This window comes from Streptomyces sp. 2A115, assembly GCF_052245575.1.
Classification (GTDB): domain Bacteria; phylum Actinomycetota; class Actinomycetes; order Streptomycetales; family Streptomycetaceae; genus Streptomyces.
The window spans coordinates 206,927-224,254 of the sequence record NZ_JBQQCG010000007.1; the positions used below are offsets into that span (position 1 = coordinate 206,927).

The following is a 17,328-nucleotide window of genomic DNA, read 5'->3' on the forward strand; positions in this document are numbered from 1 at the left end:
CGAAGCGCCGGCCGGGGCGGCCACGGTCGCGATTCTCGCGTGGGCAGGATCCTCGCGTTGGCACGATTCTCGCTCTGGCGGGACCCGCACGACCGGAGTCCGTAATTCCTTAGACAGCCAAAGGACTTCCCCTCATAATCGTTAGACATGGGAAAGACTTATGAGCGCATAGACGGCCGACTTCGTACGTTCATCGAGGCGCAGCCCCTCTTCTTCACCGCGACCGCGCCCCTGTCCGGCGACGGCACGGTCAACCTCTCCCCCAAAGGGCTCAGCGGATCGTTCGCGGTCCTCGACGAACTCACCGTGGCGTACCTGGACTTCGCCGGCAGCAACGCCGAGACGATCGCCCACCTGCGTGAGAACGGCCGGATCACCCTGATGTGGTGCGCCTTCCAGGGCCCGCCGAACATCGTGCGCGTGCACGGCCGCGGTGAGCCGGTCTTCCGCGACGACCCGCGCTTCAAGGAACTCCTGACCCATTTCCCAGGCATCGACCCGACCCCGCACGGCCTGCGCGCCATCATCGTCGTGACGGCCGAACTCGTCCGCGACACCTGCGGATACGCCGTGCCCAACATGTCGTACGACGAGGACCGCGACCTGCACGCCAAGCGCTTCGCGCGCGAGGACGATGTCTCGCTGAGCGCGTACTTCGAGAAGAAGGAACACGTGGAAAGCAGCCTGGATGGCCTACCCGGGCTGCCGCTGCCGCTGCCTCCCAGTACCGTCTGAGGCATGCGCCGCCTCGGAGTCGCCGTACTCGCGTCCGCGTCCCTTTTCGTACTGGCCCCCAGCGGCCAATCCCGCCAACTCCCCCTGCCCGAGCGGATGGCGGACACCGGCGGCGGCAGCCAGCTCATAACCGCCCAGGCCTCCCGGACCTCCTCGACGACCGGCACGGTCACCTGGTGGAACCGGCGTGACGGGCGCTGGGTGAAGGCAGGTTCGGCGCCCGCCCGCTTCGGTGCGAAGGGGCTCGTCGAGGGCCGCTCCCGCAGGCAGGGCACGAACACCACGCCGACCGGCCTGTACAAGCTGCCGTACGCGTTCGGCATCAAGCCCGCGCCCAGGGGCACGACGGCGACGTACCGCCGGGTGAAGCAGAGCTCCTGGTGGTGCCAGGACAACAACTCCCGCTCCTACAACCGCTGGACCGAGCCCCGCCCGGCCGACTGCCGCGCCGCCGAGGCCGAGCACCTGATCTCGTACGGGCCGCGGTACGCGCACGCCCTCGTCATCGGCTTCAACTACCAGCGGCCGGTGCGGGGGCGGGGCGCGGGGATCTTCCTGCACGTCAACGGGCGTGGGGCGACGGCCGGTTGCGTGTCCGTGTCCAAGAACGCGATGCGGCGCGTTCTCGACTGGGCCGATCCCGCCCGCAGGCCGCACATCGCGATCGGAACGGACAGCGGGGCGACCTCGATCATCCGCTACTGACCTCGGCGTCGCCATGGGTTACCGCGGGTCGCGGCAGTTCGCGGCTTGCTCGGCGGTCCGTTGAACACACGGCCGCCCCGGGACGTACCAGTGGGCCAAGGGGCCACTCCCCTACCCAGCGTCCCCTCGGAGGAACCGTGAGCACGATCGCCGGCGGTCGCGCCGCGCGGCGCCAGACGTTGCGCCGTATCCGACCTCGCCGCTCCCCCGCCATCCCATTGCTGATCGCCGTGTGGGCAGGTGCGGCGGGCGTGATCTGGCTGTGGTGGAGCAACACCCCGTCCATCGCGGACGACAAGGGCCGGATCCTGAACGCGGGCCGGATCACCGGTCTGCTCGCCGGCTATCTGATGGCGCTCGTGGTGCTGCAGATGGCCCGGGTGCCCGCGCTGGAACGCCGGGTCGGCTCCGACCGGGTCGCGCGCTGGCACGCCATGAGCGGCCGGTACATGCTCTGTCTGACCCTCGCCCACATCGGTCTGACCATGTACGGCATGTCCTTGCAGGCCGGCACCGGGGTCGTCGACCAGACCATCGACTCGGTCAACACCCTGCCCGACATGGGCAAGGCGGCGATCGGCACGGGTCTGCTGCTGTTCATCGGCCTGATCTCCGTCGGCGGGCTGCGCAAACGGATCCCGTACGACACCTGGTACCACATCCATCTGCTCACGTACGCGGCTGTCTACCTGTCCTTCTGGCACCAGCTGTCCACCGGGAACGACTTCGCCGTCGAGCCCGCCGCGACGACGGCCTGGTACGCGCTTTACGGGACCGTGACCGCGCTGGTGCTCTGGTACCGGGTGATCACGCCGATCCGGCTGAACCTGCGGCACCGGATGCGGGTCGAGGAGGTCGTCGAGGAGGCGCCCGGCATCATCTCGGTGCTGATCAGCGGGAAGCGGCTGCACCGCATCGGCGCCGAACCCGGACAGTTCTTTCGCTGGCGGTTCCTGGCGCCGGGCATGCGCCTCAGCTCGCACCCCTACTCGCTGTCGGCGGCGCCCCGCCCCGGTCTGCTGAGGATCACCGTCAAGGCGCTCGGCGACCACAGTTCCGCGTTGAAGGGATTGAAGCGGGGCACGCGGGTGTGGGCGGAGGGCCCGTACGGGGCGCTGACCGCCTCCCGGCGCAGCCGCGGCAAGGTGCTGCTGATGGCCGGCGGGGTGGGGATCACCCCGATGCGTGCGCTGTTCGAGACGCTGCCGGCCGCGCGTGGCGACCTGACGCTGCTGTACCGGGCCAACAGCACACAGGATCTGGCCCTTTGGGACGAGTTGTCGGCCATCGCCGACGAGCGCGGTGCCCGGCTGATGTACGCGGTGAACAGCCCCGACGGGGAGCGTCCGGACATCAACCCGGAGACGCTGCGCCGCAAGATGCCGGACATCGACGACCACGACGTCTTCCTGTGCGGGCCGCCCGGCTTCGCCCAGGACGCGTACAACGCACTGCGCGGCGCGGGCGTGCCGGCCCGCCGCATCCATCACGAGTCGTTCGAGCTCTGAGAGCTGTGAGGAACGGGAGTCCGCACCGATGAAGAAGAGTCATCCCCTGCGACGTGTCGTACTGGCCGGCGCCGCCACCGTGTCCGGGATCGTGCTGCTGCTGACGCTGAAGCCGGGATCGGACGGAGCGTCCGCGTCGGCCGAGGGCACGCCACCACAGCAGCAGCAGCCGGCCGCGCCCCAAGGCGGCGCACAGGCCGCCGGCAACACAGGGCCCCAGACCCTCACCGGCGACGTGGTCAAGACCGACTACGGCAATGTCCAGGTCCGCGTCACCATGGACGGCGGGAAGATCACCTCGGCCGCGGCGTTGCAGTCGCCCAGCGGCGGACGCAGCGACCAGGTCAGCGCCGACTCGGTACCCAAGCTCAACCGGGCCGCGATCGAGACGGGCAGCGCCGACATCGACGCGGTCTCCGGCGCCACCTACACCAGCGGCGGGTACAAGAAGTCCCTGCAGTCGGCCCTGGACAAGGCCGGCTCGTCCTCGGCGGCCGGCGGCTCGGGCAGTGGAAGCGGCTCGGCCGACGCCAGCGGGTCGGGCAGTGGGAGCGGGTCGGGGAGCGGTGCAGGTGCCGCCCAGGCCCAGACCCTCACCGGTACGGCCGTCACGACCGACTACGGTCCCGTGCAGGTCCGTATCACCGTGAGCGGAGGGAAGATCACCAAGGCCGAGGCGGTGCAGCAGCCCAAGGGCGGACGCAGCGACCAGATCAGCGGTGACGCGATGCCCAAGCTCAACCAGTCCGCGGTCGCGGCGGGCAGCGCCGACATCGACTCCGTCTCGGGTGCCACGTACACCAGTGACGGCTACAAGAAGTCCCTGCAGTCGGCCCTGGACCAGGCCGGTGGCTGAACCCGCCGATCCGGCCGCGCCGGCCGCTCCGGCTGAATCCGCCGGGGCGCCCGCGGTGCTGCGTCACGCGGAGGAAGTGATGGGCACGGTCTTCTCCTTCGACGTACGCGGTGGTGATCCCGGGGCCGTGCAGGCCGCGTTGGAGGAGGCCGTCGCCCAACTCCACGCGGTGGACGAGGTGTTCAGCACCTACCGCGAGGACAGCCAGGTCTCACGGCTCGCGCGCGGCGAGCTGACCGTCGACCAGTGCGACCCGGAGGTCGCCGAGGTGCTCGACCTGTGCGCCGAGGCGGAGCGGTTGAGCGACGGCTGGTTCAGCACGACGTACGCGGGTGTCGTCGACCCGACCGGCATGGTGAAGGGCTGGTCGGTCGAGCGCGCGGCACGGCGTCTCGTCGCGGCCGGAGCGACCGGCGTGAGCGTGAACGGCGGCGGTGACGTGCAGATGTACGGCGTGCCGGGGCCGCAGCGGCCCTGGCGGGTGGGCGTGTCCGATCCACTGCGGCCCGGCGGCCTGGCCGCCGTGGTCTCCGCGGCCGGCGTCGACGAGCTGGCTGTGGCCACCTCCGGTTCCGCCGAGCGCGGCACGCACATCGTGGATCCGCGCACCGGCCGCTCCGCGGTCACCGACCTGGTGGCCGTGACCGTGGTGGGCCCCCGGATCACCTGGGCGGACGCCTGGGCGACCGCGGCCTTCGCGATGGGCTCCCGGGAGGCACTCGGCTGGCTGGAGTCGCTCCCGGACGTCGAGGCCCTGCTCATCACGGCGGGCGACGAGGTGCGGTGCACGGGTGGTCTGGCTCAACGGCTGGGCTGAGGTGAGGGCCCCGTAGGGGCCACGGGGAACTGCGCGAGCAACCCCAGACGGCCCGCGGTCAATGCACGAACACACGGGAGTGGAGGCACACCCAGGCCAAGGGCGCGCCTCCACTCCCGTACATGTCAGTGGTTGTTCTGAGCCAGTCGCAGCAAGTGATCGGCCAACGCCTGCCCGCCCGTAGGATCACGACTGATCAGCAGCAACGTGTCGTCCCCGGCAATAGTCCCGAGAATGTCCTGCAGCTCGGCCTGATCGATCGCCGAGGCAAGAAACTGCGCGGCCCCCGGAGGGGTCCGCAGGACCACGAGATTCGCCGAAGCCTCCGCGGAGATCAACAGCTCCGCGGACAGCCTCCGCATCCGCTCCTCCTTCGCCGACTCGCCCAGCGGCGCACGGGGGGTACGGAAACCCCCCTCACTCGGCACCGCGTAGATCAGGTCGCCGTCGTTGTTGCGGATCTTCACCGCGTTCAGCTCGTCCAGATCCCGGGAGAGCGTCGCCTGAGTGACGCTCAGCCCGTCGTCGGCGAGAAGCTTGGCCAACTGGCTCTGCGAACGCACCGGTTGCCGGTTGAGGATGTCCACGATCCGGCGGTGGCGTGCGGTGCGGGTCTGCGGCACGGCAGGCCCGGCGTGCTCGTGATCCTGCGCCTGACTCATCGTCGTCGTCTCATTCTTTGGCTCGTCCGTCCCCGTTGGCTACCGCGTCCAGAACACCGGGAAGGGCCTGGAGCAGCGCGTCCACTTCGTCATCGCCGAGGTTCAGCGGCGGCATCAGCCGTACGACATCGGGGGCGGGCGCGTTCACCAGGAAGCCGGCGTCCTGAGCCGCCTGCTGCACCTGGGGCGCGAGCGGCTCGGTGAGCACGATACCCAGGAGGAGACCCGAGCCACGGACGTAATCGATCAGCGGGTGACCGAGAGACTCGATTCCGTTCCGCAGTTTCTCGCTCGCGGACTTCACGTTCTCCAGGAGCCCCTCGGCCTGAATGGTCTCCAGGACGGCGAGCCCGGCGGCGCAGGCGACCGGGTTGCCGCCGAACGTCGTGCCGTGGTGGCCGGGCTTCAGCAGCTGGGCGGCGCGGCCGAAGGCGATGGTCGCGCCGAGGGGCAGGCCGCCGCCGAGCCCCTTCGCGAGCGTGACGACGTCCGGGAGGACGCCCTCGTGGGCCTGGTACTCGAACCAGTGCCCGGTCCGGCCGACCCCCGTCTGCACCTCGTCGAGGACGAGGAGGGTGCCGGTGGAGGCGGTGATGGCGCGGGCCGCCTTGAGGTAGCCGGGGGGCGGCACGACCACGCCGTTCTCGCCCTGAATGGGCTCGATGACCACCAGCGCGGTGTCCTCGGTGACCGCGGCGGCCAGCGCCTGCGGGTCGCCGAACGGGACGTGTGTGACGTCGCCCGGCAGCGGCAGGAACGGCTCCCGCTTGCCCGGCTGACCGGTGAGCGCGAGCGCGCCCATCGTCCGGCCGTGGAAGCCGCCGTCGGTGGCGACCATGTGCGGACGCCCGGTCAGCCGGCCGATCTTGAAGGCGCCCTCGTTGGCCTCGGCTCCCGAGTTGCAGAAGTACACGCGGCCGTCACGGCCGAAGAGCTGGAGCAGCCGCTCGGCGAGCGCGACGGGCGGTTCGGCGACGAAGAGGTTGGAGACATGGCCGAGCGAGCCGATCTGCTTGCTCACGGCCTCGACGATCGCCGGGTGGGCGTGGCCGAGCGCGTTCACCGCGATGCCGCCGACGAAGTCCAGGTACTCCTTGCCGTCGGCGTCCCAGAGCTTGGCGCCCGCGCCGCGGACGAGGGGCAGCCGCGGGGTGCCGTAGTTGTCCATGAGCGCGCCCTGCCAGCGCGCGGTCAGTTCCTGGTTGCTCACGACTCCCCCTGTTCGTCCGGCACGACCATCGTGCCGATGCCCTCGTCGGTGAAGATCTCCAGCAGGATCGAGTGCTGGACCCGGCCGTCGATGACGCGGGCGGTGTTCACGCCGTTGCGTACGGCGTGCAGGCAGCCCTCCATCTTCGGCACCATGCCGCTGGCCAGGTCGGGCAGCAGCTTCTCCAGCTCTCTCGCGGTGAGCCGGCTGATGACCTCGTCGGAGTTGGGCCAGTCCTCGTAGAGGCCCTCGACGTCGGTGAGGACCATCAGCGTTTCGGCACCAAGCGCCGCAGCGAGTGCCGCAGCCGCCGTATCAGCATTGACGTTGTAGACATGTCCGTCGTCCTGGGAACGAGCGATGGAGGAGATGACCGGGATGCGGCCGTCCGCGAGCAGCGCCTCGATCGCGCCTGTGTCGATCGCGGTGATCTCGCCGACCCGGCCGATGTCGACGAGCTCGCCGTCGATCTCGGGCCTGTGCTGGGTGGCGGTGATGGTGTGCGCGTCCTCGCCGGTGAGCCCTATGGCGAGCGGTCCGTGCTGGTTGAGCAGTCCGACGATCTCGCGCTGGACCTGTCCGGCCAGGACCATGCGTACGACGTCCATGGCCTCCGGGGTGGTGACTCTGAGCCCCGCCTTGAACTCGCTCTCCAGCCCGTGCAGGTCGAGCTGCGCGTTGATCTGCGGGCCGCCGCCGTGCACTACGACGGGTTTGAGCCCCGCCTGGCGCAGGAAGACGACGTCCTGTGCGAAGGCGGCCTTCAGCTCCTCGTTCACCATGGCGTTGCCGCCGAACTTGATGACGACGGTCTTGCCGTTGTGCCGGGTCAGCCAGGGCAGCGCCTCGATGAGGATCTGGGCCTTGGGCAGAGCGGTGTGTTTGCGGGTAGTGCTCATGAGGAATACGCGCTGTTCTCGTGGACGTAGTCGGCGGTGAGGTCGTTGGTCCAGATGGTGGCGGTCTCCTTGCCGGCGGCCAGGTCGGCGACGATGTGGACCTCGCGGTAGCGCATGTCGACCTTGTCGCGGTCCTCGCCGACGCCGCCGTTCTTGCAGACCCAGACGCCGTTGATGGCGACGTTCAGCTGGTCCGGTTCGAAAGCGGCTCGGGTGGTACCGATGGCGGACAGGACACGCCCCCAGTTGGGGTCCTCGCCGTGGATGGCGCACTTGAGGAGGTTGTTGCGGGCGATGGAACGTCCCACCTCGACGGCGTCGTCCTCGCTCGCCGCGTTGACGACCTCGATCTTGATGTCCTTGCTGGCGCCTTCGGCGTCCCGGATCAGCTGCTGGCCCAGGTCGTCGCAGACTTCACGTACGGCCTCGGCGAACTCGGCGTATTCGGGGGTGACTTGAGAGGCACCCGAGGCGAGCAGCAGGACCGTGTCGTTCGTCGACATGCAGCCGTCGGAGTCGACGCGGTCGAAGGTGGTGCGGGTGGCGTCGCGCAGCGCCTTGTCCAGTACGTCGCTCTGGACGTCGGCGTCCGTGGTGAGCACGACGAGCATGGTGGCGAGGCCGGGGGCGAGCATGCCGGCACCCTTGGCCATACCGCCGACAGTCCAGCCGCCCTTCGTCACGACGGCCGTTTTGTGAACGCTGTCGGTGGTCTTGATGGCGATGGCGGCCTTCTCACCGCCGTGCTCGGAGAGTTGCTGAGCGGCGGCCTCAACTCCCGGCAGGAGCTTGTCCATCGGGAGGAGCAGACCGATGAGTCCCGTGGAGGCCACGGCGACCTCGCCCGCGTTCAGGTCGAGCACTTCGGCGACCTTCTCGGCGGTGGCGTGCGTGTCCTGGAAGCCCTTGGGTCCCGTACAGGCGTTGGCACCACCGGAGTTGAGGACGACGGCGGAGACCAGGCCGCCCTTCAGCACCTGCTCGGACCACAGCACCGGCGCGGCCTTCACGCGGTTGGAGGTGAAGACGCCCGCGGCGGCCAGGCGGGGCCCGTTGTTGACCACGAGGGCCAGGTCCGGGTTGCCGTTCTCCTTGATGCCTGCTGCGATGCCGGAGGCGGTGAAGCCCTGGGCAGCGGTGACGCTCACGGTGCGACTCCGATCGTGGAAAGCCCAAGCTCCTCGGGGAGCCCGAGGGCGATGTTCATGCTCTGCACCGCGCCGCCGGCGGTGCCCTTCGTCAGGTTGTCGATGGCGCTGATCGCGATGATGCGGTGGGCAGCCTCGTCGTACGCGACCTGCACTTGAACGGCGTTGGAACCGTAGACGGACGCGGTGGCCGGCCACTGCCCCTCGGGCAGCAGGTGCACGAACGGCTCGTCGGCATACGCCTTCTCGTACGCGGCCCGTACGGACTCGGCGGTGACCCCGGGCTTCGCCTTCGCGTTGCACGTGGCGAGGATGCCGCGGGGCATCGGGGCGAGGGTCGGCGTGAAGGAGACGGTGACGGGCTCACCGGCGGCGGCGCCGAGGTTCTGGATGATCTCGGGGGTGTGCCGATGGCCGCCGCCGACACCGTACGGCGACATGGAACCCATGACCTCACTGCCGAGCAGGTGCGGCTTGGCGGCCTTGCCCGCGCCGGAGGTCCCGGAGGCGGCGACGATCACGGCCTCGTTCTCCGCGAGCCCGGCCGCGTACGCCGGGAAGAGCGCCAGCGAGGTGGCCGTCGGGTAGCAGCCGGGCACCGCGACGCGCTTGGACCCCTCCAGCGCGGCGCGGCCGCCCGGCAGTTCGGGAAGGCCGTAGGGCCAGGTTCCGGCATGGTCGCTGCCGTAGAACTTCTCCCAGTCGGCCGCGTCCTTCAGCCGGAAGTCGGCACCCATGTCGACGACCAGCACGTCCGGGCCGAGCCGCTCGGCGACGGCGGCGGACTGCCCGTGGGGCAGTGCGAGAAAGACGACATCGTGCCCCGCCAGGACATCGGGCGTGGTCTCCTGGAGTACGCGGTCGGCCAGCGGCAGCAGATGCGGCTGCAGCGCGCCCAGCCGCTGTCCCGCGTTGGAGTTGCCGGTCAGAGCGCCGATCTCGATCTCGGGGTGTACCAGGAGCAGGCGCAGCAGTTCCCCGCCCGCGTACCCACTCGCTCCGGCCACCGCCGCACGTACCGCCATGGAACCCTCCTCCTAGATGGCATGACTATACGTTTCGCCGCACGTTTATGCAATCCAGGGGCAGGGTGCCCGTTTCAGGCCCGTTACCTGGCGGGCGGTCTCAGCCCTTGACGGCCTCCGCGATCCGCAGGGCGGCCTGGGTGGGCGTGAGGTGTGTGGTGTCGACCACCTCGGCCTCGGCGTGCAGCCACGTGCGGGCCGCCTCGGCGTAGGGCTCGAGGTATTTGAGACGGAACGGGGAGTCGGGGCCAAGGACAGTGTCGCCCGCGATGCGCCCGCGGAGGGTGTCCTGATCGGCGTGGAGGACGAAGTGCCGTACCGGGATGGCATGTTGGGCCAGGCCGGCGCTGATCTCGCGCCAGTACTGCTCGACCAGGACGGTCATGGGCATCACCAGGGTGCCGCCGGTGTAGTCGAGTACGCGGCGGGCGGTCTCGACGACCAGCGGCCGCCACGGCGGCCAGTGCTGGAAGTTGTCCGTCCCCGGCAGCCCGGGCGTGATGTCCATGAGCGTCTCACCGACCTTCTCGGCGTCGAACACCCGTGAATCCGGGAGGAGTGGCTGCACGAGTGCACTGGTCGTCGTCTTGCCCGCGCCGTGGGTGCCGTTGAGCCATACGATCATGGGCTCGACGCTAGCGGTGTGCGGGGCGCGACCGGTGCCGATCACGTCACGGGCACGGCAGAAGGCCGGTACGGCTTCGGCGTCTCATCGGCGCCGGTCACGTCTCTGAGACTCAGCCTCAAGCGCGAGGATGATCGGGCCAGGTCGGGCCAGGTCAGGATGGAGGGCATCTGCCCAGGGCGCGGGGGTGATCGGACGATGATCAATACTTCGAACGGCAAGATGGGTAGGGGGCAGGAGTGCGTCAATGGGTTACGCAGAGATGCCGGGGAGGCGGAAGGGATGGCCGAATTCTGGCCGGTGGCCGATGTGTTGGCGTACCTGGCCGGGAGCTGGCGCGCGGAGCGCACGGTGCGGGATCTCGCGAGCGGGGCGGAGGGGGCCTTCACCGGGACGACGGCGTTCGAGCCCCTGGACGAGCTGGACGAAGGCGAGTCCGGCCTGCTCCACCACGAGTCCGGCACCTTCGTGTGGCAGGGCGTGGCCCGGCCCGCCGAGCGCACGCTGCGGTTCCTGCCGGGCGACGGGGCGGGGCGGGCAGACGTACGGTTCTCGGACGGCAGCCCCTTCCACGACCTGGACCTGACCTCCGGGCGCCACATCGCCGACCATCCGTGCGCGGCGGACCTCTACCGGGGCGAGTTCACCGTGCGGGACGCGGACCACTGGCGGACGGTCTGGCGGGTGGCCGGCCCGACCAAGGACCTGGTCCTCACCACGGACTACACGCGGAACCACCGCGCCCCATAGGGGCGCGGGGCTGTGACATTTGCGGCTCCGCCGCGCGGGCGCGACCAGCCCCCACGAACCCGCAGGATCATCACTGCACCCCAAGCGGAGCGCTCACGCACTCAGGGGCTGAGCATCGAGGCGGAGGTTCCAGCGCCGGGCCCGGCCCGTGAGCGTGGCCGTCGACAAGGGGCGGACGTCGAGGTTCCAGTACGTCGACGGGGGCGCCATGAGGGCGTAGACGAGCGCGGCGCGTACCACCGCCGGTTCGGCCACGGCGACGATACGGCCGCCGTCGTCGGCGGGGCGGGTGTCCAGCCAGTGACCCACGCGCTGGATGAAGGCCAGCAGCGGCTCACCGTCGTGCGGCGCGGAGTACGGATCCCCGAGCCAGGCGTCCACGGCCTCGGGCTCGCGGGCCATCGCCTCGCCGAGCGTCAGACCGCGCCACCGGCCCATGTCGCAGTCCCGCAGGGCCGGCTGGGCCAGCGGCGCGAGGCCCAGCGCGTCGCCGGTGGCCCGGCTGCGGGGCGTCGGCGAGCAGTACCGCAGCTCGGCCGCCGCCAACGGCACCAGCGCGTGCGCGACGCGCTGCACCTCGTCCCAGCCCGCCTGGTCCAGCGGCCGGTCGTCGTCGAAGCGCTCGGCGAGCAGCGAGGAGCTGCGAGCGGCGGCGATCAGCGTGACCCGAACATGCATGCCGAGATCGTGAGGCCAGGAACGCCGCAGGTCAAGGGCCGATCGACGGCGCACACGGAACGCTCACGGACGGTGGCTCACTCGAGGCCCAGCGCCATCCACTGCTCGGGTTTGTCGAGCGCCTTGAAGCCGAGCTTCTCGTAGACACCGTGCGCGTCATGGGTGGCGAGCAATATGCGGCGCAGGCCCAGGGGTTGAAGGTATTCACGCACGGCGGCGACCAGTGCGGTGCCCATCCCCTTGCCCCGCACGGACCTGTCGACGTACACGTCACACAGCCACGCGAAGGTCGCCTCGTCGGTCACCACCCGTGCGTACGCCACCTGCTCACCCGAAATCGTGTGATAAACCCCGAAGTTGAGCGAACCACCCATAGCCCGCTCTTGCTTCTCACGCGGCCGGTCGATGGCCCAGTACGCGTCGGTGGCGAGCCAGCGGTGAACGCGGTCGACATCGACGCGGTTGGGGTCGGTGGAGATCTCGTAGCCCTCTGCGAGGCCCGGTTCGTCGCTCATGGCGGGAGAGTCGCAGGTCAGGATCTCCCTGTCGAACCGGTTTCCTCGCACGCCGCACGCAGTCTCCGTACGCCCTCCGTGATCTCCCCCGCCCCCGCGACCGCCGCGAAGCTCAACCGCAGGTGCGCCGCCGGGGGTTCGGCGCTGAAGTAGGGGCGGCCTGGAGTGACGGCCACGCCCGCGCGCAGGGCTGCCGTGACCAGGGACGGCTCTTCCGTGCCGTCGGGCAGGCGCAGCCACAGGTGGTAGCCGCCGGACGGGATGTGAGGCAGGGAGAGCTCGGGGAGGTTCAGGCGGAGCGCGGCGGTCATGGTGTCGCGGCGGTTCTTCAGCTCCGTCGCGACGGCACGGAGATGGCGGGGCCAGGCGGGCGAACCGACAAGTTCCAGGGCCGCCTCCTGGAGCGGGCGCGGCACGAAGAAGGTGTCGACGACCTGGATCGCGCGCAGCCGTTCCAGTACGGGTCCGCGGGCGGCCAGCGCGCTCACCCGGAAGCTCGGCGAGGTCGCCTTGGTCAGCGAGCAGACGTGCACGACGACTCCGTCGGGGTCGTCCGAGGCCAGCGGACGCGGCAGCGGTCCCGCGTCCTCGTGCACGAGACGGCGTACGAAGTCGTCCTCGATGACGAACGCGCCCGCGTCGCGCGCGATCCGCAGTACCTCGCCCCGGCGCGCGGAGGCGAGGACCGCGCCGGTCGGGTTCTGGAACAGCGGCTGGCAGACGAAGACGCGGGCACCGGTCGCCCTGAAGGCGTCGGCGAGCAGCGCCGGTCGCACGCCGTCCGGGTCCACGGGCACCGGCACGGGCCGCAGTCCGGCCGCGCGAGCGATCGCCAGCATGCCGGGATACGTGGGCGACTCGACGAGGACCGGAGCGCCGGGCGGGGCGAGTGCGCGCAGCGCGGTGGTCAGCGCGGACTGGCCGCCCGCGGTGATCAGCACCTCGGCGGCGGTGATGGCGCCGCCGATGCCCCGCGCGAACCACTCGCGCAGCTCCGGCAGACCGTCCACCGGTGGACGCCCCCAGGCGCCGGGACGCCGGCCCGCGCGGGAGAGGGCCGCCGCCATCGCCCGCTCAGGTTGCAGGGAAGGGTGCAGATAGCCGCCGTTGAACTCGACGACTCCGGGCGGCGGGACGGCCAGCGTGACCAGTACCCCGGAGGCGTCCACGGTGCGCGGCACGAGTTCGGCGGCGGCGTCCGCGCTGAGCGCGACCTCCTGCCAGGAGGTGTCCCCGACGGCCGGCCCGTCGCCACGCGGCCGGGCCCGGAACGCCCCGGCTCCGGGTCGCGTGACCACCAGCCCCTCGGCGGCCAGCTGAGCCAGCGCCCGCGACACGGTCACGGGGCTCACCCGGAACCGTTCGACGAGCACCCGACTCGATGGCAGCTTTCCACCGGGAGAGTAGCGGTCCAGCTCACCTCGCAGCCGGTTCGCCAGTTCACCCACACTGCTACGCTCATGCATGAGAGCACAGGATAGCGCTACCGCCGAGACGCCGATAGCAGTTCCCGCCGGCACCGAGGCGGTCACAAGCCGAGGCCCCACGCAGCCCACCCTGGCAGCGACCCGTACCGGCACCATCCAGGCCGCCCTCGGCGTAACCGCCTTCTCCCTCACCTTCCCCGCCACCGCCTGGGGCCTGGAGGGCTTCGGCCCCTGGTCCCTCGTGGCCGTACGCACCGTCCTGGCGGCGGTCATCGCGGGCGGCTGTCTCCTGGCCGTGGGGGTGCCCCCGCGCGAGCCAAGCCGAGCGTGGAGGAGTGTCCCGCTCCCCGTTCGCCGTCACTGGGCGAGCCTGGCGGTCGTCGCCGCCGGAGTGGTCCTCGGCTTCCCGATGCTCACGACCCTCGCGCTGGAGACGTCGACCACCGCGCACGCCGCGGTCGTGGTCGGTCTGCTCCCGCTCACCACCGCTCTGCTCTCGGCCCTGCGCGGCGGCACCCGCCCCTCCCGCACCTTCTGGGCGGCGGCGGTCGCGGGCGCCGCCGTGGTGATCGTGTTCACGGTGCAGCAGAGCGGCGGTGCCCTGACCAGCGCGGACGCCTACCTCTTCGGAGCGCTCCTGGTCTGCGCGGCGGGCTACACGGAGGGCGGCCGCCTGGCCCGGGTGATGCCCGGCTGGCAGGTCATCGGCTGGGCGCTGATCCTGTGCCTGCCGCTCACGGTGCCCGCGGCGGCGATCGCGCTGTCGTACGAGCCCGTCCGGCTGACCGCGCACAGCGTCACCGGACTGCTGTGGGTCGCGGCCGGCTCGCAGTTCCTCGGCCTGGTCGTCTGGTACCGCGGTATGGCCGCGATCGGCATCCCGAAGGCCAGCCAGTTGCAGTTGGCGCAGCCGCTGCTCACACTGGTGTGGTCGGTACTGCTCCTTGGCGAGCACTTGACGGCGGCCGCCCCGCTGGCGGCGACGGCTGTGCTCGTCTGCATCGCCGTCACCCAACGGGCGCGAGGCTGAGCGGCACGTACGGACCGGTCGCAACCGGTGCCACCCGCCGTAGACTTGCGGCCACGAACCGCCACTAACCACTACTCCGTGCGACACGAGGAGGCCCTACCGATGCAAGCAACCGTAGGCGACCATCTGCTGGTGCACGGCAGGATCGTCGGGCAGCACGACAAGGTCGCGGAAGTCATCGAAGTACTCGGGCAGCAGGGGAATCCCCCCTACCGCGTCCGCTTCGAGGACGGCCACGAGGCCCTCATGTCGCCCGGCCCCGACTGCGTCGTCCAGCACAAGGACGCCGCCCGCTGAGTCAGCGCGGCGGCCTCACCGACCTCTGGTAGTGGTCGGCGACCACGCGTGCCATCGCGCCGGTCTTGTCCTCCCCCACTTCCTTGGCCGAGAAGAAGACGTGCCCGCGCACCTGCGGGTAGTCCCGGGCGAAGGTGAGGTGCTTGGACAGCTCGGCCGGGTCCTGCCAGGCTTCGGGCTGCGCCGGGTCACCGGCCTTGTAGAGCGCCTCACCGACGTACAGCTTCGTCCCGCTGTCGCGCGCGACCTCCGCCCACCAGGGGATCAGCTTCGCGTAGTCGGCGGCGGCGAAGCCGATGTTCCAGTAGATCTGCGGGCAGATGTAGTCGATCCAGTTCTCGCGGACCCACTTCCTGGTGTCGGCGTGCAGGTCGTCGTACGTCTGCACGCCGGCCTTGGTGTCCGAGCCGTTCGAGTCGGTCGCGATGTTGCGCCACACGCCGAAGGGGCTGATCCCGAACTGCGTGCCCGGCCGGATCTCCTTGATCCGGGCCGCCGTCTCGAGGACCAGCTTGTCGATGTTGTCCCGCCGCCAGGCCGCCTTGTCCGAGAAGTCCCCGCCGTGCGCCGCGAACGCCGCGTCGTCGTCGAAGACCTGGCCCGCGACGGGATACGGGTAGAAGTAGTCGTCCCAGTGCACGGCGTCCACGGCGTACTTCTTCACCGCGTCGAGCATCGCGTCCTGGACGAAGGCACGGACCTCGGGCAGGCCGGGGTTGTAGTAGAGCTTCCCGCCGTACGTCACCACCCAGTCGGGGTGCTTGCGGGCGGGGTGCGAGGCGACGAGCTTGGTCGGGTCGGCGTGATTGGCGATGCGGTACGGGTTGAACCAGGCGTGCAGTTCCAGGCCGCGCGCGTGGGCCTCCTCGACCGCGGTACCGAGCGGGTCCCAGCCGGGGGCCTCACCCTGGACACCGGTGAGGGACTGCGACCAGGGCTCGTACGGCGAGGGCCACAGGGCGTCGGCCGTGGGGCGCACCTGGAAGATCACCGCGTTCAGCTTGCGCTTCACCGCCGTGTCGAGGTGCGCGAGCAGTTCGGCGCGCTGCTGGTCCGCGGTCAGCCCGGGCTTCGACGGCCAGTCCCGGTTCGCGACCGTCGCCAGCCACATGCCGCGCAGCGCGCCACTCGCTTGTCGGCGGCTCGGTTCCCCTCCGGCCATCGCGACGCCCGCCGCCGTACCGCCCCCCACCACGAGCGTCGACAGGGCGGTCACCGCGAACGCCCGGCGTGACATCCGTGGTTTCCGGTGCATCCTGATACCTCCATGTGCCGTGTGCGTGCCCGGTCGCGGCCCGCTTGCGGGACAGCCTGTCATGCGGTACCCGGACAATTGATCAGCAGTCGCCGAAGGTAACGTGCAGGTTTGGAGCAGGCGCCGACCAACGGAGACCTGCGAAGGCCCGATAGCAGGCGAAAGAGGACGAAGTGACGGACACCTGGGGCGATATCGCACGCGTCGGAGTGGTGGGCTGCGGCCAGATGGGAGCGGGTATCGCCGAGGTGTGCGCCCGTGCGGGCCTGGACGTGAAGGTCGCCGAGACCACCGGCGAGGCGCTGGAGATCGGCCGCACCCGGCTCTACAACTCACTCTCCAAGGCGGCCGAGCGCGGCAAGATCTCCGCGGAGGAGCACGACGCCACCCAGGCGCGGCTCACCTTCACCACCGACCTCGGCGAGTTCTCCGACCGCGACCTGGTGATCGAGGCGGTCGTCGAGAACGAGCAGGTGAAGACCGAGATCTTCCAGGTGCTCGACCAGGTGGTGACCCGGCAGGACGCGATCCTCGCCTCCAACACCTCCTCGATCCCGCTGGTGAGGCTCGCCGTGGCCACCTCGCGTCCCGACCAGGTCATCGGCATCCACTTCTTCAACCCGGCTCCGGTGCAGAAGCTCGTCGAGCTGATCCCGGCCCTCACGACCTCGGAGGGCACCCTCAGCCGGGCGCAGGCGCTGGTCGAGAAGATCCTCGGCAAGCACGCGATCCGGGCCCAGGACCGCTCGGGGTTCGTGGTCAACGCGCTGCTGATCCCGTATCTGCTCTCCGCGATCCGGATGTTCGAGTCCGGCATGGCGAGCCGGGAGGACATCGACAACGGCATGGAGCTGGGGTGTGCCCATCCGATGGGCCCGCTCAAGTTGTCGGACCTGATCGGCCTCGACACGGTCGCGTCGGTCGCGTACAGCATGTACGAGGAGTACAAGGAGCCGCTCTACGCCGCTCCCCCGCTGCTCCAGCGCATGGTCGACGCGGGCCGGCTGGGGCGTAAGTCCGGCTCCGGCTTCTACACGTACGCCTGAGCGCTCCCGCGGGTTGTGGGTCGGCTGCGGGTTGTTCGTGGCTGGTCGCTCCCCCCTCTCGGCTTCGCTCGAGCGGGGGACCCCCATCGCGGCGGAGCCGCACAATGTCACAGCCCCGCGCCCCCTGCGGGGCGCCAACA

At 70.5% G+C, this 17,328-nt stretch carries 19 protein-coding genes; 9 read left to right on the forward strand and 10 right to left on the reverse strand.

Features of this window, described 5'->3' with window-relative positions; translation table 11 throughout:
- The first annotated feature begins 147 nt into the window (after positions 1 to 147).
- The 5 genes from ACTWQR_RS09480 to ACTWQR_RS09500 all read left to right on the forward strand — a co-directional run bounded on the left by ACTWQR_RS09480 (position 148) and on the right by ACTWQR_RS09500 (position 4,621).
- Positions 148 to 735, forward strand: coding sequence for a pyridoxamine 5'-phosphate oxidase family protein (locus tag ACTWQR_RS09480; RefSeq protein WP_443226483.1), 588 nt, complete (start codon positions 148 to 150; stop codon positions 733 to 735).
- Between the two features lie 3 nt (positions 736 to 738).
- On the forward strand, positions 739 to 1,440 hold the full coding sequence (locus ACTWQR_RS09485) for a L,D-transpeptidase family protein (RefSeq protein WP_443226484.1): 702 nt from the start codon (positions 739 to 741) through the stop codon (positions 1,438 to 1,440).
- A gap of 137 nt (positions 1,441 to 1,577) precedes the next feature.
- A complete protein-coding gene (locus ACTWQR_RS09490) occupies positions 1,578 to 2,948 on the forward strand; it encodes a ferredoxin reductase family protein (RefSeq protein WP_443226485.1) in 1,371 nt (456 codons plus the stop codon).
- A gap of 28 nt (positions 2,949 to 2,976) precedes the next feature.
- Positions 2,977 to 3,804, forward strand: coding sequence for an FMN-binding protein (locus ACTWQR_RS09495; protein ID WP_443226486.1), 828 nt, complete (start codon positions 2,977 to 2,979; stop codon positions 3,802 to 3,804).
- Positions 3,805 to 3,883: 79 nt separating this feature from the next.
- Positions 3,884 to 4,621, forward strand: coding sequence for an FAD:protein FMN transferase (locus tag ACTWQR_RS09500; RefSeq protein ID WP_443226514.1), 738 nt, complete (start codon positions 3,884 to 3,886; stop codon positions 4,619 to 4,621).
- A gap of 125 nt (positions 4,622 to 4,746) precedes the next feature.
- Here ACTWQR_RS09500 and ACTWQR_RS09505 read toward each other — a convergent pair whose 3' ends face one another.
- The 6 genes from ACTWQR_RS09505 to ACTWQR_RS09530 all read right to left on the reverse strand — a co-directional run bounded on the left by ACTWQR_RS09505 (position 4,747) and on the right by ACTWQR_RS09530 (position 10,190).
- Entirely contained in the window at positions 4,747 to 5,283 is a 537-nt protein-coding gene (locus ACTWQR_RS09505) for an arginine repressor (protein WP_443226487.1), read from the reverse strand.
- Between the two features lie 10 nt (positions 5,284 to 5,293).
- Positions 5,294 to 6,493 (reverse strand): acetylornithine transaminase, encoded by a 1,200-nt coding sequence (locus ACTWQR_RS09510; RefSeq protein WP_443226488.1) that lies wholly within the window; start codon positions 6,491 to 6,493, stop codon positions 5,294 to 5,296.
- Positions 6,490 to 7,392, reverse strand: coding sequence for an acetylglutamate kinase (argB, locus tag ACTWQR_RS09515; RefSeq protein WP_443226489.1), 903 nt, complete (start codon positions 7,390 to 7,392; stop codon positions 6,490 to 6,492). Before argB ends, ACTWQR_RS09510 begins: the two co-directional genes overlap by 4 nt.
- Entirely contained in the window at positions 7,389 to 8,540 is a 1,152-nt protein-coding gene (gene argJ / locus ACTWQR_RS09520; RefSeq protein WP_443226490.1) for a bifunctional glutamate N-acetyltransferase/amino-acid acetyltransferase ArgJ, read from the reverse strand. Before argJ ends, argB begins: the two co-directional genes overlap by 4 nt.
- The gene (gene argC / locus ACTWQR_RS09525) at positions 8,537 to 9,565 is read right to left on the reverse strand and encodes an N-acetyl-gamma-glutamyl-phosphate reductase (RefSeq protein WP_443226491.1); all 1,029 of its coding nucleotides are present in this window, start codon (positions 9,563 to 9,565) and stop codon (positions 8,537 to 8,539) included. The genes argJ and argC overlap by 4 nt, the downstream gene beginning before the upstream one ends.
- Positions 9,566 to 9,665: 100 nt before the next feature.
- Positions 9,666 to 10,190 (reverse strand): ATP-binding protein, encoded by a 525-nt coding sequence (locus ACTWQR_RS09530; RefSeq protein WP_443226492.1) that lies wholly within the window; start codon positions 10,188 to 10,190, stop codon positions 9,666 to 9,668.
- A gap of 282 nt (positions 10,191 to 10,472) precedes the next feature.
- On the opposite strand from ACTWQR_RS09530, the gene ACTWQR_RS09535 reads away from it, so the two are divergent.
- The gene (locus ACTWQR_RS09535; protein ID WP_443226493.1) at positions 10,473 to 10,940 is read left to right on the forward strand and encodes a DUF6314 family protein; all 468 of its coding nucleotides are present in this window, start codon (positions 10,473 to 10,475) and stop codon (positions 10,938 to 10,940) included.
- A 93-nt stretch (positions 10,941 to 11,033) separates the two neighbouring features.
- Here the strand turns inward: ACTWQR_RS09535 and ACTWQR_RS09540 are convergent, their stop codons facing one another.
- The 3 genes from ACTWQR_RS09540 to ACTWQR_RS09550 all read right to left on the reverse strand — a co-directional run bounded on the left by ACTWQR_RS09540 (position 11,034) and on the right by ACTWQR_RS09550 (position 13,599).
- A complete protein-coding gene (locus tag ACTWQR_RS09540; protein ID WP_443226494.1) occupies positions 11,034 to 11,618 on the reverse strand; it encodes a histidine phosphatase family protein in 585 nt (194 codons plus the stop codon).
- 77 nt (positions 11,619 to 11,695) lie between these two features.
- Positions 11,696 to 12,133, reverse strand: coding sequence for a GNAT family N-acetyltransferase (locus ACTWQR_RS09545; RefSeq protein ID WP_443226495.1), 438 nt, complete (start codon positions 12,131 to 12,133; stop codon positions 11,696 to 11,698).
- A 17-nt stretch (positions 12,134 to 12,150) separates the two neighbouring features.
- The gene (locus tag ACTWQR_RS09550) at positions 12,151 to 13,599 is read right to left on the reverse strand and encodes an aminotransferase-like domain-containing protein (RefSeq protein WP_443226496.1); all 1,449 of its coding nucleotides are present in this window, start codon (positions 13,597 to 13,599) and stop codon (positions 12,151 to 12,153) included.
- Between ACTWQR_RS09550 and ACTWQR_RS09555 the strand changes: the two genes are divergently transcribed.
- A complete protein-coding gene (locus tag ACTWQR_RS09555) occupies positions 13,598 to 14,590 on the forward strand; it encodes a DMT family transporter (protein ID WP_443226497.1) in 993 nt (330 codons plus the stop codon). The two genes, ACTWQR_RS09550 and ACTWQR_RS09555, sit on opposite strands and share 2 nt — an antisense overlap.
- Positions 14,591 to 14,692: 102 nt before the next feature.
- Positions 14,693 to 14,887: a DUF1918 domain-containing protein gene (locus ACTWQR_RS09560; RefSeq protein ID WP_443226498.1), complete on the forward strand. Its 195-nt coding sequence runs from the start codon at positions 14,693 to 14,695 to the stop codon at positions 14,885 to 14,887.
- 1 nt (position 14,888) lies between these two features.
- On the opposite strand, the gene ACTWQR_RS09565 is transcribed toward ACTWQR_RS09560, so the two are convergent.
- Positions 14,889 to 16,142, reverse strand: coding sequence for a glycoside hydrolase family 10 protein (locus ACTWQR_RS09565; RefSeq protein WP_443226499.1), 1,254 nt, complete (start codon positions 16,140 to 16,142; stop codon positions 14,889 to 14,891).
- A gap of 173 nt (positions 16,143 to 16,315) precedes the next feature.
- Here ACTWQR_RS09565 and ACTWQR_RS09570 point away from each other — a divergent pair, with 173 nt between their 5' ends.
- Positions 16,316 to 17,188 carry a 3-hydroxybutyryl-CoA dehydrogenase gene (locus ACTWQR_RS09570; protein ID WP_443226500.1) on the forward strand — a complete coding sequence of 291 codons (873 nt, stop codon included), beginning with the start codon at positions 16,316 to 16,318 and terminating at the stop codon, positions 17,186 to 17,188.
- Positions 17,189 to 17,328 lie beyond the last annotated feature (140 nt).